At 56.3% G+C, this 13,757-nt stretch carries 16 protein-coding genes; 4 read left to right on the top strand and 12 right to left on the bottom strand.

Going from position 1 to position 13,757, the window contains the following annotated elements; translation table 11 throughout:
* Window positions 1-170: 170 nt before the first annotated feature.
* Window positions 171-1,211: a GMP reductase gene (locus EPE01S_RS16490; protein WP_062747264.1), complete on the top strand. Its 1,041-nt coding sequence runs from the start codon at window positions 171-173 to the stop codon at window positions 1,209-1,211.
* Between the two features lie 34 nt (window positions 1,212-1,245).
* On the opposite strand, the gene hofC is transcribed toward EPE01S_RS16490, so the two are convergent.
* The 7 genes from hofC to EPE01S_RS16455 form a co-directional block, all read right to left on the bottom strand.
* The gene (gene hofC / locus EPE01S_RS16485; RefSeq protein WP_062747263.1) at window positions 1,246-2,445 is read right to left on the bottom strand and encodes a protein transport protein HofC; all 1,200 of its coding nucleotides are present in this window, start codon (window positions 2,443-2,445) and stop codon (window positions 1,246-1,248) included.
* Complete coding sequence (gspE, locus tag EPE01S_RS16480) at window positions 2,438-3,838, bottom strand: type II secretion system protein GspE (RefSeq protein WP_062747261.1); 1,401 nt, start codon at window positions 3,836-3,838, stop codon at window positions 2,438-2,440. The genes hofC and gspE overlap by 8 nt, the downstream gene beginning before the upstream one ends.
* Complete coding sequence (gene ppdD, locus EPE01S_RS16475) at window positions 3,835-4,281, bottom strand: prepilin peptidase-dependent pilin (protein ID WP_062747258.1); 447 nt, start codon at window positions 4,279-4,281, stop codon at window positions 3,835-3,837. The genes gspE and ppdD overlap by 4 nt, the downstream gene beginning before the upstream one ends.
* A gap of 242 nt (window positions 4,282-4,523) precedes the next feature.
* Window positions 4,524-5,414, bottom strand: coding sequence for a carboxylating nicotinate-nucleotide diphosphorylase (nadC, locus tag EPE01S_RS16470; RefSeq protein ID WP_062747255.1), 891 nt, complete (start codon window positions 5,412-5,414; stop codon window positions 4,524-4,526).
* 80 nt (window positions 5,415-5,494) lie between these two features.
* Window positions 5,495-6,040 (bottom strand): DUF4865 family protein, encoded by a 546-nt coding sequence (locus tag EPE01S_RS16465; protein WP_062747253.1) that lies wholly within the window; start codon window positions 6,038-6,040, stop codon window positions 5,495-5,497.
* Entirely contained in the window at window positions 6,037-6,435 is a 399-nt protein-coding gene (locus tag EPE01S_RS16460; protein WP_062747250.1) for a tautomerase family protein, read from the bottom strand. The genes EPE01S_RS16465 and EPE01S_RS16460 overlap by 4 nt, the downstream gene beginning before the upstream one ends.
* Window positions 6,436-6,438: 3 nt before the next feature.
* Window positions 6,439-6,759 (bottom strand): carboxymuconolactone decarboxylase family protein, encoded by a 321-nt coding sequence (locus tag EPE01S_RS16455; RefSeq protein ID WP_062747247.1) that lies wholly within the window; start codon window positions 6,757-6,759, stop codon window positions 6,439-6,441.
* 104 nt (window positions 6,760-6,863) lie between these two features.
* Here EPE01S_RS16455 and EPE01S_RS16450 point away from each other — a divergent pair, with 104 nt between their 5' ends.
* Window positions 6,864-7,775 carry a LysR substrate-binding domain-containing protein gene (locus EPE01S_RS16450; protein WP_062747245.1) on the top strand — a complete coding sequence of 304 codons (912 nt, stop codon included), beginning with the start codon at window positions 6,864-6,866 and terminating at the stop codon, window positions 7,773-7,775.
* On the opposite strand, the gene EPE01S_RS16445 is transcribed toward EPE01S_RS16450, so the two are convergent.
* The 3 genes from EPE01S_RS16445 to EPE01S_RS16435 all read right to left on the bottom strand — a co-directional run bounded on the left by EPE01S_RS16445 (window position 7,762) and on the right by EPE01S_RS16435 (window position 9,644).
* On the bottom strand, window positions 7,762-8,421 hold the full coding sequence (locus tag EPE01S_RS16445) for an anti-sigma factor (protein WP_062747243.1): 660 nt from the start codon (window positions 8,419-8,421) through the stop codon (window positions 7,762-7,764). The two genes, EPE01S_RS16450 and EPE01S_RS16445, sit on opposite strands and share 14 nt — an antisense overlap.
* Window positions 8,418-8,963, bottom strand: coding sequence for an RNA polymerase sigma factor (locus tag EPE01S_RS16440; protein WP_062747241.1), 546 nt, complete (start codon window positions 8,961-8,963; stop codon window positions 8,418-8,420). The genes EPE01S_RS16445 and EPE01S_RS16440 overlap by 4 nt, the downstream gene beginning before the upstream one ends.
* Before the next feature lie 123 nt (window positions 8,964-9,086).
* Window positions 9,087-9,644 (bottom strand): fasciclin domain-containing protein, encoded by a 558-nt coding sequence (locus EPE01S_RS16435; RefSeq protein WP_062747239.1) that lies wholly within the window; start codon window positions 9,642-9,644, stop codon window positions 9,087-9,089.
* 183 nt (window positions 9,645-9,827) lie between these two features.
* Between EPE01S_RS16435 and ampD the strand changes: the two genes are divergently transcribed.
* Together ampD and ampE are read left to right on the top strand one after the other, a co-directional pair.
* Window positions 9,828-10,385: a 1,6-anhydro-N-acetylmuramyl-L-alanine amidase AmpD gene (ampD, locus tag EPE01S_RS16430; protein ID WP_062747237.1), complete on the top strand. Its 558-nt coding sequence runs from the start codon at window positions 9,828-9,830 to the stop codon at window positions 10,383-10,385.
* Window positions 10,382-11,236 (top strand): beta-lactamase regulator AmpE, encoded by an 855-nt coding sequence (ampE, locus tag EPE01S_RS16425; RefSeq protein ID WP_062747235.1) that lies wholly within the window; start codon window positions 10,382-10,384, stop codon window positions 11,234-11,236. The genes ampD and ampE overlap by 4 nt, the downstream gene beginning before the upstream one ends.
* Here the strand turns inward: ampE and EPE01S_RS16420 are convergent.
* Window positions 11,207-12,181, bottom strand: a complete 975-nt coding sequence (locus tag EPE01S_RS16420; RefSeq protein WP_062747233.1) for a glycoside hydrolase family 43 protein — start codon at window positions 12,179-12,181, stop codon at window positions 11,207-11,209. The genes ampE and EPE01S_RS16420 overlap by 30 nt on opposite strands.
* On the bottom strand, window positions 12,178-13,593 hold the full coding sequence (locus tag EPE01S_RS16415; RefSeq protein WP_062747231.1) for a glycoside-pentoside-hexuronide (GPH):cation symporter: 1,416 nt from the start codon (window positions 13,591-13,593) through the stop codon (window positions 12,178-12,180). Before EPE01S_RS16415 ends, EPE01S_RS16420 begins: the two co-directional genes overlap by 4 nt.
* Window positions 13,594-13,757 lie beyond the last annotated feature (164 nt).

Raw genomic sequence — 13,757 nt, 5'->3', positions numbered from 1 at the left:
TCACAGATAAATTTATCAGATTGTAACGTAATTAAAGTCAATTTCGCAGTCTTGTCGGCGCGTTTTTAGCGCGTATGATAGCGTCACTGGAGCTGGCACTCAGCTTGTGACAACAAGCGTAGCTCGTCAGGTGCATCACTGCATCAACGCCATCAACCAGGAAATTTGTTATGCGTATCGAAGAAGATATTAAGTTGGGCTTCAAAGATGTTCTAATCCGGCCAAAGCGTTCCACGCTGCAAAGCCGTTCTCAGGTTGAGCTGGAGCGTCAGTTTACCTTCAAACATTCAGGCATCGCCTGGTCTGGTGTACCCATTATTGCAGCCAATATGGATACCGTCGGTACCTTCAGCATGGCGCAGGCGCTGGCCTCGTTCGATATTCTCACTGCAGTACATAAACATTACAGCGTTGAGCAGTGGCGGGCGTTCGTTGAGCGCTCCACACCGGAGGTGCTTCAGCATGTGATGGTATCTACCGGAACCTCTGAGGCAGACTTCCTCAAGCTGCAGCAGATTCTGGCACTGTCCCCGGCGCTGCATTTTATCTGCATCGACGTAGCGAACGGTTACTCCGAGCACTTTGTCGCCTTCCTGCGGCGTGCCCGCGAAGCCTGCCCGGGTAAAACTATTTGTGCCGGTAACGTGGTGACCGGGGAAATGGTTGAGGAACTGATCCTCTCCGGGGCCGATATTGTCAAAGTGGGCATCGGGCCGGGTTCGGTCTGCACTACCCGGGTGAAAACCGGTGTGGGCTACCCGCAGCTCTCTGCCGTAATTGAATGTGCCGATGCGGCACACGGCCTTGGCGGCCAGATCGTCAGCGACGGCGGCTGCTCGGTACCCGGCGATGTTGCGAAGGCCTTCGGCGGCGGCGCTGATTTTGTCATGCTCGGCGGGATGCTGGCAGCTCACGATGAATGTGAGGGGACGGTCGTCGAAGAAGAGGGCGAAAAGTTTATGCTGTTCTATGGCATGAGCTCAGAGTCAGCGATGAAGCGTCATGTTGGTGGCGTGGCACAGTACCGTGCTGCGGAAGGAAAAACCGTTAAGCTGCCGGTGCGCGGGCCGGTCGAACTCACCGCCCTGGATATTTTGGGTGGCCTGCGTTCAGCCTGTACCTATGTTGGTGCCGAAAGGCTGAAAGAGCTGACCAAGCGCACGACGTTTATCCGCGTTAACGAGCAGGAAAACCGCGTTTTTAACCGCTAAACTGGCCTACCTCGCCCTCTCGGGCGGGGTAGGTTTACCCCAGCGCATCACCCAGGCGAAATACGGGCAGATACATTGCCACCACCAGCGTACCGACAATCCCCCCAATCACTACCATCATCAACGGTTCCAGCGCCGCCGCGAGCGTGTCTGCCAGTTGGTGGGTGCGTTGTTCATGCCAGTTTGCCAGCCTGAATAGCAGCGTATCCAGCGAACCTGACTCTTCACCGACCTTCACTAACTGGTAACAGAGAGGCGTAAACAACGCATGCGATTTCAGTGCCTGATGCAGGGGATTTCCGGCCTCAATGTGGCGCCGTAATTCACCTATAGCCTCGCGCCAGATCAGGGGTGACAGCGTCTTTTCCACAGCCTGCAGGCTCTGAAGTAACGTCAGACCCGCCCGCTGGGTCAGAGACAGAGTGGTAAAAATCTGGCTTAACAGGCTGCCCTGACAAAGCGTCGAGACCAGGGGAAAACGAAGCAGTAAACGCTGCTCAACGCGCTGCCAGCGCAGAGACGTCCTGCGACGGTGCCTCCAGATGAGTGCGGCAACGGCAACACTGACGATCATCACCAGTGCCTGCTGCTGCAGAAATTGTGAAAAAGCGATAACAGCAGTGGTAAAGGCGGGCAGGGGGGCGTTGAACGTATCGTAGATAGCGACAAACTCTGGCAGCACAAAGACCAGCATCCCGAGGCTGACCAGCACTGCCACCGCGAGAATAAACAGGGGATAGCGCAGGGCTTTTTTCACTTTCATCTGTAACTGTTGCTGTCGTTCCTGCTGATTTGCCAGCTGCAGGCAGCATTCATCCAGTTCACCGGTCAGTTCACCAATATGAATTAGCGCCGGATAAAGCGGCGGAAAGACGTCAGGCCATTGTCCTAACGCTGCCGAAAAAGGCTCTCCAGCAGAAATGCTCTGCTGGAGGCCTGAAAGCAGCGCCTGCCAGCCAGGTTCAGGATGATCCTCTGCCAGTAACTGTAAGCATCCTGACAGGGCTATTCCCGCCTTCAGTAAAGTGGATAACTGACGCACAAAGGCTGTTTTTTGCGCCCATTTCCAGTGTCGGGGAGCATAGCGGCGGACGCGAGAGATCTTCAGCGGTAGCTGACCGGCGATCGCCAGCTCACTGGAAATTTGCCGCGGGCTGGTGGCAAAACTATGACCCTGATGAAGTCCCCCTTCATCGTCGACCGCCTGCCAGCGATAAAGAGAGCGCTCATTCATTGCTGCCTCCTGCCACCCGGGTCAGCTCTTCCAGGGTAGTATCACCACGATTGACGCAGTGTAGCCCTTCAACAAACAGGGAATTGAGTCCCTGTTGTCGGGCAATGTCTGCCAGTTCTTCCGGATGAGCCGATCTCGCCAGGGCATTCTGTAGTCGTGCACCGATCGGCAGCAATTCAAATAAAGGCAGACGCCCATAAAAACCAGAAAAACAGTGTTCACAGCCCACCGCGCGCCAGTTTTGCACGGTTCCGGGCCAGACCGCCGGGGGAAAATGGGCCGTCGCCTCGGCGGGCTGACGACAGTGGGGGCACAGCCGTCGCACCAGTCGTTGAGCAATAACCAGTTTCAACGCCGAGGCCAGCAGGTAGCCCGGAACGCCCATCTGTGCCAGGCGGATCAGCGTTTCGGTCGTGGAGTTAGTATGCAGGGTGGAGAGCACCAGATGTCCGGTCTGGGCTGCCTTAACCGCAATCTCAGCGGTTTCTCCGTCACGGATTTCTCCGATCATGATGACATCCGGGTCCTGGCGCAGCAGCGCGCGCAGGACGCGGTGAAAATCCAGGCCTGCCCGGGGATGAATCTGAGTCTGATTGATCCCTGCCAGCGGGATCTCGATTGGATCCTCGACGCTGCATAAATTACGTGTGGCGGCATTCAGCCAGCTCAGGCCACTGTAGAGTGTGAATGTCTTACCGCTCCCGGTGGGCCCGGTTACCAGGACCATGCCCTGTGGTCTGGATAATGCCTCCCGGTAACGTTTCAAATGATGGGCTGGCATTCCGAGGTTTTCCAGTGCAATAGCCCGGGTATCACTCTGCAGTAGCCGTATAACCGCTTTCTCACCAAAACGTGTCGGCAGCGTCGATAGTCGAAAGGATTCGCTGGTACCGTTGAGCAACAGTGAGAACTGCCCATCCTGTGGCACCCTGCGCTCAGCAATATCCAGCCCCGCGAGGATCTTTAACCGGGCGATCAGCGGAGCGCTATTGTCCTGGCCTGCCGCAGGCAGGCTCTGCAGAACGCCGTCAACGCGCAGGCGAACGCGCAGACCATATTCCTGAGGTTCAATATGAATATCCGAGGCGCGTTTCTGCAGCGCCTGGGCGAGCAGCATATCAATTTTGTCTACCGCCGATCCCGCGGGTTCTTGCTGGCTTTCCGTTGATCCCTGCGCAGAGTGGTCCTTGCTTCGGGTAAACTGCTCTATGCGTGCCTGTGGCCAGCATTCAACATCAATGGCGCTGTGGGTGGCAAAGCGCAGAGCTGCCATCATCTCATGGGGGGGCGTCTCCGCCGTGGCAATACGCAGCCGCTGTGTGCTGTAGTCGATGATAATGGCGCCGTGCTGCTGGCAGATGGCCTCTAGCGCACGCTGAGTCTCTGCGGTCATGGTATCTGTTCCTCCTCATCAAAACGGAATACGTCCTGACAGGCTTTCTTCAGACTTTCGTTTCCACTGGTACAACTGCGTTGCCAGCTTATCTGCCCATCGTTGTTATCCCACTGCGGTGTGAGTTTGACGCTCAAACCCTGCAGGCTTTCCTGGCCGGTAAGCGTTATCACCCCTGCATTAGTCGTCAGCGCGGAAACATAACGTGAGGTACGTTCAGCAGGCACCCCGTTACTCCCGGCACTGCAATTTCCACTGCCCCCACGTTCTATCGCGCACAGTTCCACCGCGGTTTTAAACGGCATGGCCGTCTGGAGCATATCGGTGAGTGCCGCTTTTTGCAGATAGCCCTGATAAGCAGGCAGCCCAATGGCGCTGAGAATGGCGATAATAGCGATAACAATCATCAGTTCGATCAGGGTAAAGCCCCGCTGGTGAATCATGACAAACCTCCTTGTGTGATGAGGCTGGCACCCTAATTCAACGGGAAATAGGTGACCAGCGGCAAACAGCGGAGTTCAGAGGTGCGCCGTAAAGTGTTTTGGTAAGTTGCACCTGGGCTGACAGGCGCTGGAAGCGACGTCGCAAAATCCTATTACGGGCAGAAAAAAGGCCAGCGCGGTTGGCTGGCCTGGGGTAAAACGGTGGGGTTGGCGGGTACGGTGCCTGTCAGGCGCCGTTACCTTTAGCGAAAGCGCATCGACAGATCGAGGGCATGCACATGTTTGGTCAGGGCTCCCACAGAAATGTAGTCCACGCCGGTTTCGGCAAAGGTTCGCAGCGTTTGATCGGTGACATTTCCCGAGACTTCCAGCAACGCCCGGCCGTCGCTGATTTTCACCGCTTCACGCATCTGCCCGACAGTGAAGTTATCCAGCATCACGATGTCTGCTCCGGCCTGCAGCGCCTGCTCCAGTTCATCCAGCGACTCGACTTCCACCTCTACCGGCACGTCAGGACGGAGCCAGAAGGCCTTTTCGACGGCTTTGGCGATAGAACCGCAGGCGATGATATGGTTTTCTTTGATCAGAAACGCATCCGAAAGGCCCAGGCGGTGGTTAGCCCCGCCGCCGCACAGCACCGCATATTTCAGCGCCGTACGCAGCCCTGGCAGGGTTTTACGCGTATCCAGCAGCTGCGTGCGGGTGCCTTCCAGCAGGGCGACATAGCGGCTGACTTCCGTTGCCACGCCAGAGAGCGTCTGGACAAAGTTCAGTGCGGTACGTTCAGCGGTGAGGATCACCGGGGCAGGGCCGTTAACCTCAAACAGCGTCTGATCGGCGGCGATCGTATCACCGTCATCAACGTGCCAGACAATCTGCACTTTGTCCCCCAGTTGAATAAACACTTCCTCCACCCAGCGCTTACCGCAGAAAATACCCGGTTCACGCGTAATCACCACGGCGTGAGAGACAGTATCGGCAGACAGCAGACTGGCGGTGATGTCCTGGCAGAGGTCAATTTCACCCCCCAGGTCTTCACGCAGTGCCTGGGCGACGCCAGGCGGAATATCGTCTTCAATACGGCCCATTAATTCAGCGCGACGGCTGTCCGGATCGTAACGGCGGGATGTCATGATCAAACTCCGAAAGGTCGGATAACAGAGGCTGACATGCTAGCGTGTTTATACCGCCCATACCAGCGGCCGCCGCCGGATTACGCGATGTGTAGCGGCAGCGAGATGTGCCCGACCCGGTAGCATTCGGCGCTATTCACATCACTAAACGGCAGTGGGCTTATCTGAAAGGTTAAATGCCGCCAGGTTTGTACATCCCATGCAAGGATCTGACTGACAGGAGCAGCGTGTTCTACGATCGCTGGCGTGTAATGTATGAGTTCTGTGTAGGGGGTTATGGGGGTAATAATACGCCTGGCAAAACCGGCGTTTGCCAGTTCCGCCGCCGGTTGATAGTGCAGGACCAGCCAGCTGTCGATCTGCGGCCAGCCATAATCCTGAGTCAGCCGCTGAAACCCACTGCTGGTGAGAAAGCGCGTCATGCTGTCACTGTCCTGCCAGAGATAAAAAGGCGCATACAGCGGATCGGAAGAACGTTGTGGGCCGCTATCGTCAGCGTAGCAATAGGCTTTCAGAAGCAGGCCAGGGAAACCATCAAGCCGGTGGCCATTTTCGCAGATGCGGTTGGTGATGATTGCCATGTCATAGTCACTGGGCAGGCGAAAACGATATTGCATGGCGATCATAATGTATTCTCCGCTGGCCAGTGAAAAGCGTTACCGCAGGCGAAAGACCAGTCCTCAGGCTGAGTAAAACTCAGCGTGACCATGACATCTTCCGGGCGTACCGCAAGCTCGCTGGAGAGCCGATGCGCCAGATGATGATAAAACTGCTGTTTTTGCTCCACCGATCGGGGCCTGCCTGCAGTGATATGAAACCAGATAAAACCCTCTGATCGCGGGCCGCCAAGATAATGGCGTGGGAACACCCGCTGTTCTGGCGCATATTCGTCCAGCAGTTGAAAGCAGTCGTCCGGTGGGACGTCGAAAAAATCCACCAGCGTAAGGTGCAGGATTTCTGACAGGCTGGTGCGAAAGTCTGACGTTGTTCCGACAGGCAGGGCAATTCGGCTAAAAGGCATCGTTTACTCCTGAAGGCTGTTGTCGGATTTTGGCAGCAGACTAAGTGCAGATACGGCTGCAGGCCAGCCGCAATAGAACGCCAGATGGGTCATGACTTCGGCCAGTTCGGGATTGCTGATGCCATGTGTTCGGGCGAAATCCAGATGCCAGGGTAACTGCTGGTGGCGGCCGAGCGCAATTAACGCGGCCACGGTAATCAGGCTGCGTTCACGTTTGTTTAATTCGCTACGCTGCCAGATCGTGCCAAAAAGAGTCTGTTCTGTAATGGCGGCAAGCACAGGGGACACGCTGGCCAGACTGTCACGGTCGAGCGGTGCTGTCATGAGGCTGTTCCTTTTTTGTGGGAGAAGACAGCAGCATAGAACGCAAAAATAGTTTATAAAATCGCATATATTCGTATCGATAATCCCGAAAAACAGGATGATTAATGCAGCCGTTTAAACGTATGACTTTCGATCTGGATGCGTTACGCGCGTTTGTGCTCGGGATTGAGCTGGGGAGTTTTGCTCAGGCCGCCGAACGGTTGAGTCGCTCGACCTCCGCCGTCAGTGCACAGCTAAAAAAACTGGAGCAGCAAACAGGGCTGCCGTTGTTACAGAAGGCCGGGCGGCGGCTGGCACTGACGGATAACGGCGAGCTGCTGATGGCTTACGGCAGGCGATTGCTGGCGCTCAATGACGAGGCCTTCAGTGCGCTGTCCGGGCGGGATATTGCCGGCAGCGTGCGCATAGGGTTGCAGGAAGATTTTGGCGAGACCTTGCTGCCGGAACTGCTGGGCCAGTTTTCGCGGGCGCATCCGCTGATACAGGTTTCTGCACGCATTGGCCGTAACAGTGAATTACTGCAGGGGATACGTCAGGGTGAGCTGGACCTGGCATTGTGCTGGCAGGGGGAGGACTCATCGCGCTTTACGCAGCCGCTACCGGCAGCCGCACTGTGCTGGATAGGACGTGAAGGGTTTCAGCTGGCACAATGGTTAGAGCAGGGTGAGGCGTTGCCGCTGCTGCTGTTTGATGCTCCCTGCCAGATGCGCACCCGGGCAATTGATACCCTGGATCATGCCGCCATACCGTGGCGGGTAGCCTTCACCAGCAGAAGCCTGAGTGGCCTCTGGGCCGCGGCCTCCGCCGGATTGGGCGTGACCTTACGCACTGAGTTTGGGCTTCCGCTGGGGCTTCAGGTTTTACATCATCCGCTGCTGCCGCCGGTCGGGGATTTGGGCATGGCGCTGCTTCAGGGGCAGGAGATATTACCGCCTGCCGCCGCACGCCTGCGCGCGATATTGATGGCGCAGCTGGCCCAGGTATTCCCTCAGGCCAGTCTGGCTACAGAGGCATGATTTTACCGCTATACAGTACTGGCCCCGTGGGTTGTCCGGTCGGGGAACCGCCGCGCGGCTCAAGGCTGATCGCCAGCGTCGGTAGTTGGGCCAGTTGGAGTGTTGTCACGTCAACGCGCTGACGCTCCCGCTCTGTCACCAGTCCCAGAGACTGCGGTTTCTCGCCAGGCGGGATGAGCCAGAGCTGCAGGCTGCGGTCTGGCTGAATGGCCGAGGCATTGACGGCTTCCACCATCAGCTGCGTTTTATCCGGGCTGAGGCTGACGACCCAGGATCCCTGCTGACTGTCACCATTGAGTACCGCGATAGCCTGCTGGGCAGGGGGCACGGTGAACTGGGTATAGAGCAGCGCTCCGGCAAAGGAGGCGGCGAGAACCCAGCCAAGCCATGGCCAGCGCGGTCGTTGTGCGGGGGGATTATCGGCGGGCAGCCCACGGGCAATCCGCTGCCAGACGGCTTCCGGCGGGGGAACCGGAGTCACCCGCTGGTCAAGTTCAGCCAGAGAGTGTTGCCAGCGGCTGACTTCTGCCGCCAGTTCAGGCTCCTGTGACAGGCGGCGGGCAAAACGCTGGCGTGCGGCACCGCGCAGCGTGCCAAGGGCAAATTCTGCGGCCAGTGCTGAGTCAAAATCGCGTCTGCTTTTCATATGCCCACACACTCTTTCAGTTGAGTTAATGCACGGCGGATCCAGCTTTTAATGGTTCCCGCAGGTTGTTCCAGGTGCAGCGCAATTTCGCTGTGTGACAGCCCCTGATAGTACGCCAGCGTGATGCTCTGGCGCTGTTCAGACGACAGCTGTGTCATGCAGTCTGTCAGCCTGCGTGATTCTGATCCTGAAGGGAACGCATCCCCGGAGTGCGGCATGGCGAAAAGGTCGTCATCCTCTTCCAGAGCGTCAACACGGTTATCCTGCAGGCGCAGATAATCAATCGCGCGGTTACGCACAATGTTGGTCAACCAGGTTTTCGGGGCGCTGAGTGCAGGATCAAAGTGGCCAGCACGCTGCCAGACGACAAGGAAACTGTCATGCAGCACCTCTTCTGCCCAGTCGCGACGGCGTAACATACGCAGTGCAATAGCAAAAAGATAAGGTGAATAACGGCGGTAGGTCGCCTCAAATGCCTGTTTATCGCCGGCCGCGATGGCCTTCATAAATAAAATCTGGCTATCTGTTACGTCGTCCGTCATGAAGCATCCTGAAAAAAGAGGTGCGGAAGGAGTGTGAAAAAAACCTGCTGCACCAATTGTATACCCTTTATTTTAACATCAGCGGGTATATTTATTTTTTCCCGAGTGTTGGCACACGATGGATTAAGGCATCAGTACCGTATCAATAACATCAATCACGCCATTTTTTTGCTGCACATCATAGGTGCTGATATTGGCGACGTTGCCTTTATCATCTTTTAGCTGAATATTGTGGGGGCCATTCATCATCAGCCACAGAGGGGCACCGTTAACGGTTTTCAGCTCAGCGCTGCCGTTCCCCTGCTTAATCTTTTTCATCAGGGCTTTCATATCATATTTTCCGGCGACCACATGATAGGTCAGCACGCTGGTCAGCGTCGCTTTGTTTTCCGGTTTCAGCAGATTATCCACGGTGCCTGCGGGCAATTTAGCAAAGGCGGCGTTGGTCGGTGCGAAGACGGTGAACGGCCCAGGGCCTTGCAGCGTATCCGCCAGGCCTGCGGCTTTTACGGCAGCGACCAGCGTGGTGTGATCTTTCGAATTGAGGGCATTCTCAACGATATTATGGGAAGGGTACATAGCAGCCCCACCTACCATCACGGTATTCTGGGACATCTCCGCCATTGATGCGGCACTGAACAGCACTGAAGCACACAGGGCGGTGCGGATGAGCGTTTTCATGATGAGTTCCTTAGCGTAAGAGAAGGCGTTTTTGCCTCACAGAGTTATCTACGGATGAAGAGGGAAATCGGATGCAAAAAAATGAAAATAATTTTTGTCCTCTAAAAAGACCAGATTGATAAGTTTGATTAAGCAGAAAAAAATCATGTTAATCTGCGGGAGTCAGAACACAGGAGAAGTGGTATGCAGTTGCAAGATGGGTGGATTGCGGGAGTGCGACATGTGCCGTCGCCGCATATGAATCAGCGACCTGATGATGAATCACCTTCACTACTGGTGATCCACAATATCAGTCTGCCGCCCGGTGAATTTGGCGGCCCATGGATCGACGACTTGTTTACCGGACAGCTTGATCCCACCCTTCACCCGTACTTTGCTGATATCAGTCATTTGCAGGTCTCGGCACACTGTTTAATTCGTCGTGATGGTGAAATCGTGCAGTACGTCCCTTTTCATCTGCGTGCATGGCACGCTGGCGTATCCAGTTATCAGGGCCGTGAAGCCTGTAATGATTTTTCGGTAGGCATTGAACTGGAAGGGACGGACACGCTGCCCTATACCGATGCGCAATATCAGTCGCTGTGTGCGGTGACGGCGTTGCTGGTAGAGCACTATCCCGCGATGGCACAGCAGATCACCGGTCACAGTGATATCGCGCCTGAACGTAAAACTGACCCGGGCCCCTCTTTTGACTGGGCACGTTATTACGCCGAACTTGAGCACGCGGGAGTGAAAGTATGACGTTATTCAGTCTGTTACTGGTTCTGGGATGGGAACGACTGTTTAAAATGGGGGAGCACTGGCAACTCGACCATCATTTGATGCCGCTATTTCGTGCCCGCCGTCATTTCTCTCTGATTCGTACGCTACTGATGACCGTGCTGATCATGGCGGCGGTTGCCCTGTGTCTGCTGGCGCTGAAAGGGCTGTTTTTTGGCGTGCCTAAACTGTTGTTCTGGATATTAATTGGCCTGTTGTGCATCGGGGCGGGGTCGGTACGACTGCATTATCATGCCTATCTGAAAGCCGCCAGCCACAATGACAGTGATGCGCACCAGGCGATGATTGAAGAGTTAACGCTGATCCATGGTGTGCCTGCGGAGTGCAGCGAGCGTGAGTTTCTTTCCGCGCTACAAAATGCACTCCTGTGGATTAACTACCGGTTTTACCTGGCGCCGCTGTTCTGGTTTGTGGTCGGTGGGCCATGGGGTCCTGTGCTGCTGGTCGGCTATGCGTTTCTGCGAGCCTGGCAGAGCTGGCTTGCACGTCAGCAGAATCCGCTCGAGCGGGCACAGTCAGGCGTGGATGCTATCCTGCACTGGGTAGACTGGATCCCGGTACGGCTGGTTGGCGTAGCGTATGCCCTGTTGGGCCACGGGGAGCGAGCGCTGCCTGCATGGTTCGCCTCGCTGGGCGATCGCCATACGCCACAGTACCAGGTGCTGACTCAACTAGCCCAGTTCTCGCTGGCGCGCGATCCCCACCTCGATAAGGTGGAGACCCCGCGCATCGCGGTTGCACTGGCGAAAAAGGTCTCGCTGATGATCGTGGTGGTGGTGGCGCTACTGACTATTTATGGCACGCTGGTCTGACAGCGAGTCTGCCGGGGGCGTGCCAAACTGTGGCATGCCGCTGGTATCCCAGCTGAAGGTCTTTATGCGTGTATGGCGGTTAGGATCGTACAGCGGGTCCCCTTCAATTTCGGTGTAGTTACGGGCGTGGTAGACCAGCACGTCCTCGCCGTTTTCACCCGTGGTAAAACTGTTGTGCCCGGGACCATACTGGTGGTTTTCCCAGCTGGTGGTAAAGACCGGCGCGGCGGATTTTTGCCAGTTTTCTGCCTGTAGCGGATCCGCTTCAGCATCAATCCATAGCAATCCCATGCAGTAGTTTTCATCGGTGGCGCTGGCAGAATAACTGACAAACAGCCGCTGGCCGTGGCGTATAACTGCAGGGCCTTCATTCACGCTAAAACCGGCGCACTCCCATTCATACTGTGGACGACTGAGCATCACCGGGTAGCCTTTGATCTGCCACGGGGTGGCCAGCTCGGCCAGATAGAGGTTGGAATTTCCGGGAATAGCCGGATCTTTCTGCGCCCACAGATACCAGTTTTTCCCCTGATGAACGAAGTGGGTGGCATCCAGCGCGAAGCTGTCGATGGGGGTCAGAATCTGCCCGCGCTCAATCCACTCTCCACTAAGCGGGTCGGCATCATCACAGGTGAGAGCAAACATCCGGTGCTGGAACAGGCCCTGTTTGATCTCCTTTGACGGCGCGGCAGCAAAATAGATCACCCACTGCCCGTCAATCAGATGCAGTTCGGGTGCCCATATTAATGCACTCATCGGGCCACGATCGGGCTTGTGCCAGACGACTGCCGCCCGGGCCTCTGCCAGTCCGGCCAGCGTGGTGGCGCAGCGGATCTCCAGCCGGTCATACTCTGGCACCGAGGCGATAAAGTAGTAGCTTCCCTGATGGCGCAGAATAAACGGGTCGGCGCGCTGTTCGATTAAGGGGTTAGGCCAATGGCTCATCGTACGGCTCCTTGTGGTTTTGTTTTCAGCTCTTTGCTGTCGTGGTAATCGTTCAGTTCCTGATAGTTGGTGCGGCGCTGCTCCAGATCGCGCTGGATTTGCAGCATGAGCGTACGGTCCACCTTCAGCAGACGCACCACGCCCGCAGTGATCAGATAACCCACCGCCGGGATCACGGTAAACAGCAGGACGATGCCGTTTAAAGCGGCCGGGCTCTGTTGTTTCGCCCCGGCGTTATAGCCGTACCAGGAGAGCAGGAAGCCAACCATTGCTCCTGCCACTGCCAGCCCGACTTTCAGGAAGAACAGGTTGCCGGAGAAACTGATGCCGGTGATACGTTTGCCGGTTTTCCACTCCCCGTAGTCATCCACATCGGCCATCAGCGACCAGTGCAGTGGTGACGGGATCTGATGCAGAATATTCAGCAGGAAGTACATGACCAGCACCAGCATGGTGGCCTGCGGGTCGAGGAAGTAGAACCCACCCGAGAAGATCGCCAGCGCAATATTGGTCCAGAAGAAGACTTTCAGTTTACACCAGCGGTCGGTCAGAACCTTTGCCAGCGTACTGCCGACCATCATGCCAACCACACCCAGGCTGATAAACAGCGTGGCAAAGTGGGTCGACTGCTGCATCACCCAGGTGACGTAGTACATGGTGGCGGCCATGCGGATAAAGCCGGGGCAGACGTTGCAGAAGGTCAGCAGCAAAATACGCACCCACTGATCGTTCTTCCACACGTCCCGCAGATCCCCCTTCAGGTCGTCATGAGTGGGGACGGCCGGATGAATACGTTCGCGCACCGTGGCAAAGCAGAACAAAAACATCATCAGGGCGACCAGCGCCATCACGCCCATGGCCATCTGGTAGCCGCGCGCCTTATTGTCACCGCCAAACCAGTCTGCCAGCGGCAGCAGCGTCAGCGAGAGGATCAGCGTGGCGACGCCAACCATCACAAAGCGGTACGACTGGCAGGAGACACGCTCACCCGGGTCACTGGTGATCACCCCGCCCAGCGAGCAGTAAGGAATATTGATCGCCGTATAGGTCAGGGACATCAGGAAGTAGGTGGCGAATGCCCAGATTACCTTGCTGTTATAGGTCCAGTCTGGCGTGGTGAACATCAGTACGCTGAACAGCACGTAGGGCAGGGAGATCCACAGCAGCCATGGGCGGAACCGCCCCCAACGACTCTGAGTGCGGTCGGCAATCGCGCCCATAATCGGATCCGTCACGGCATCGATGACCCTGACCGACAGCAGCAGAACCCCGACCAGCGCCGGGGCAAGGCCGAAGACGTCAGTGTAGAAATAGTTAAGAAAAAGCATGATGGCACCGCCGATCATATTGCATCCGGCATCGCCCATCCCGTAACCAATTTTTTCTCTGACTGAGAGCCTGGTGCTCTTCATGGATTATTCTCCCGCGTATCATTTGTGATCGAGAGTATTCACGCTTATCGTGCGCAGTGCGCAGGTGCAAAACGTCGCAGAGATGGACAAAATGCCTGGGGAGGGGAAAGTGTGAGGCAGATAACAATTCGGCCAGCTCAGGCTGGCCGAATCAGAAGCGACGG

The sequence above is a fragment of the Erwinia persicina NBRC 102418 genome (assembly GCF_001571305.1).
GTDB lineage: Bacteria > Pseudomonadota > Gammaproteobacteria > Enterobacterales > Enterobacteriaceae > Erwinia > Erwinia persicina.
Note: the sequence above shows the minus strand (reverse complement) of the source record. Positions and strands in the feature narration are given on the sequence as shown.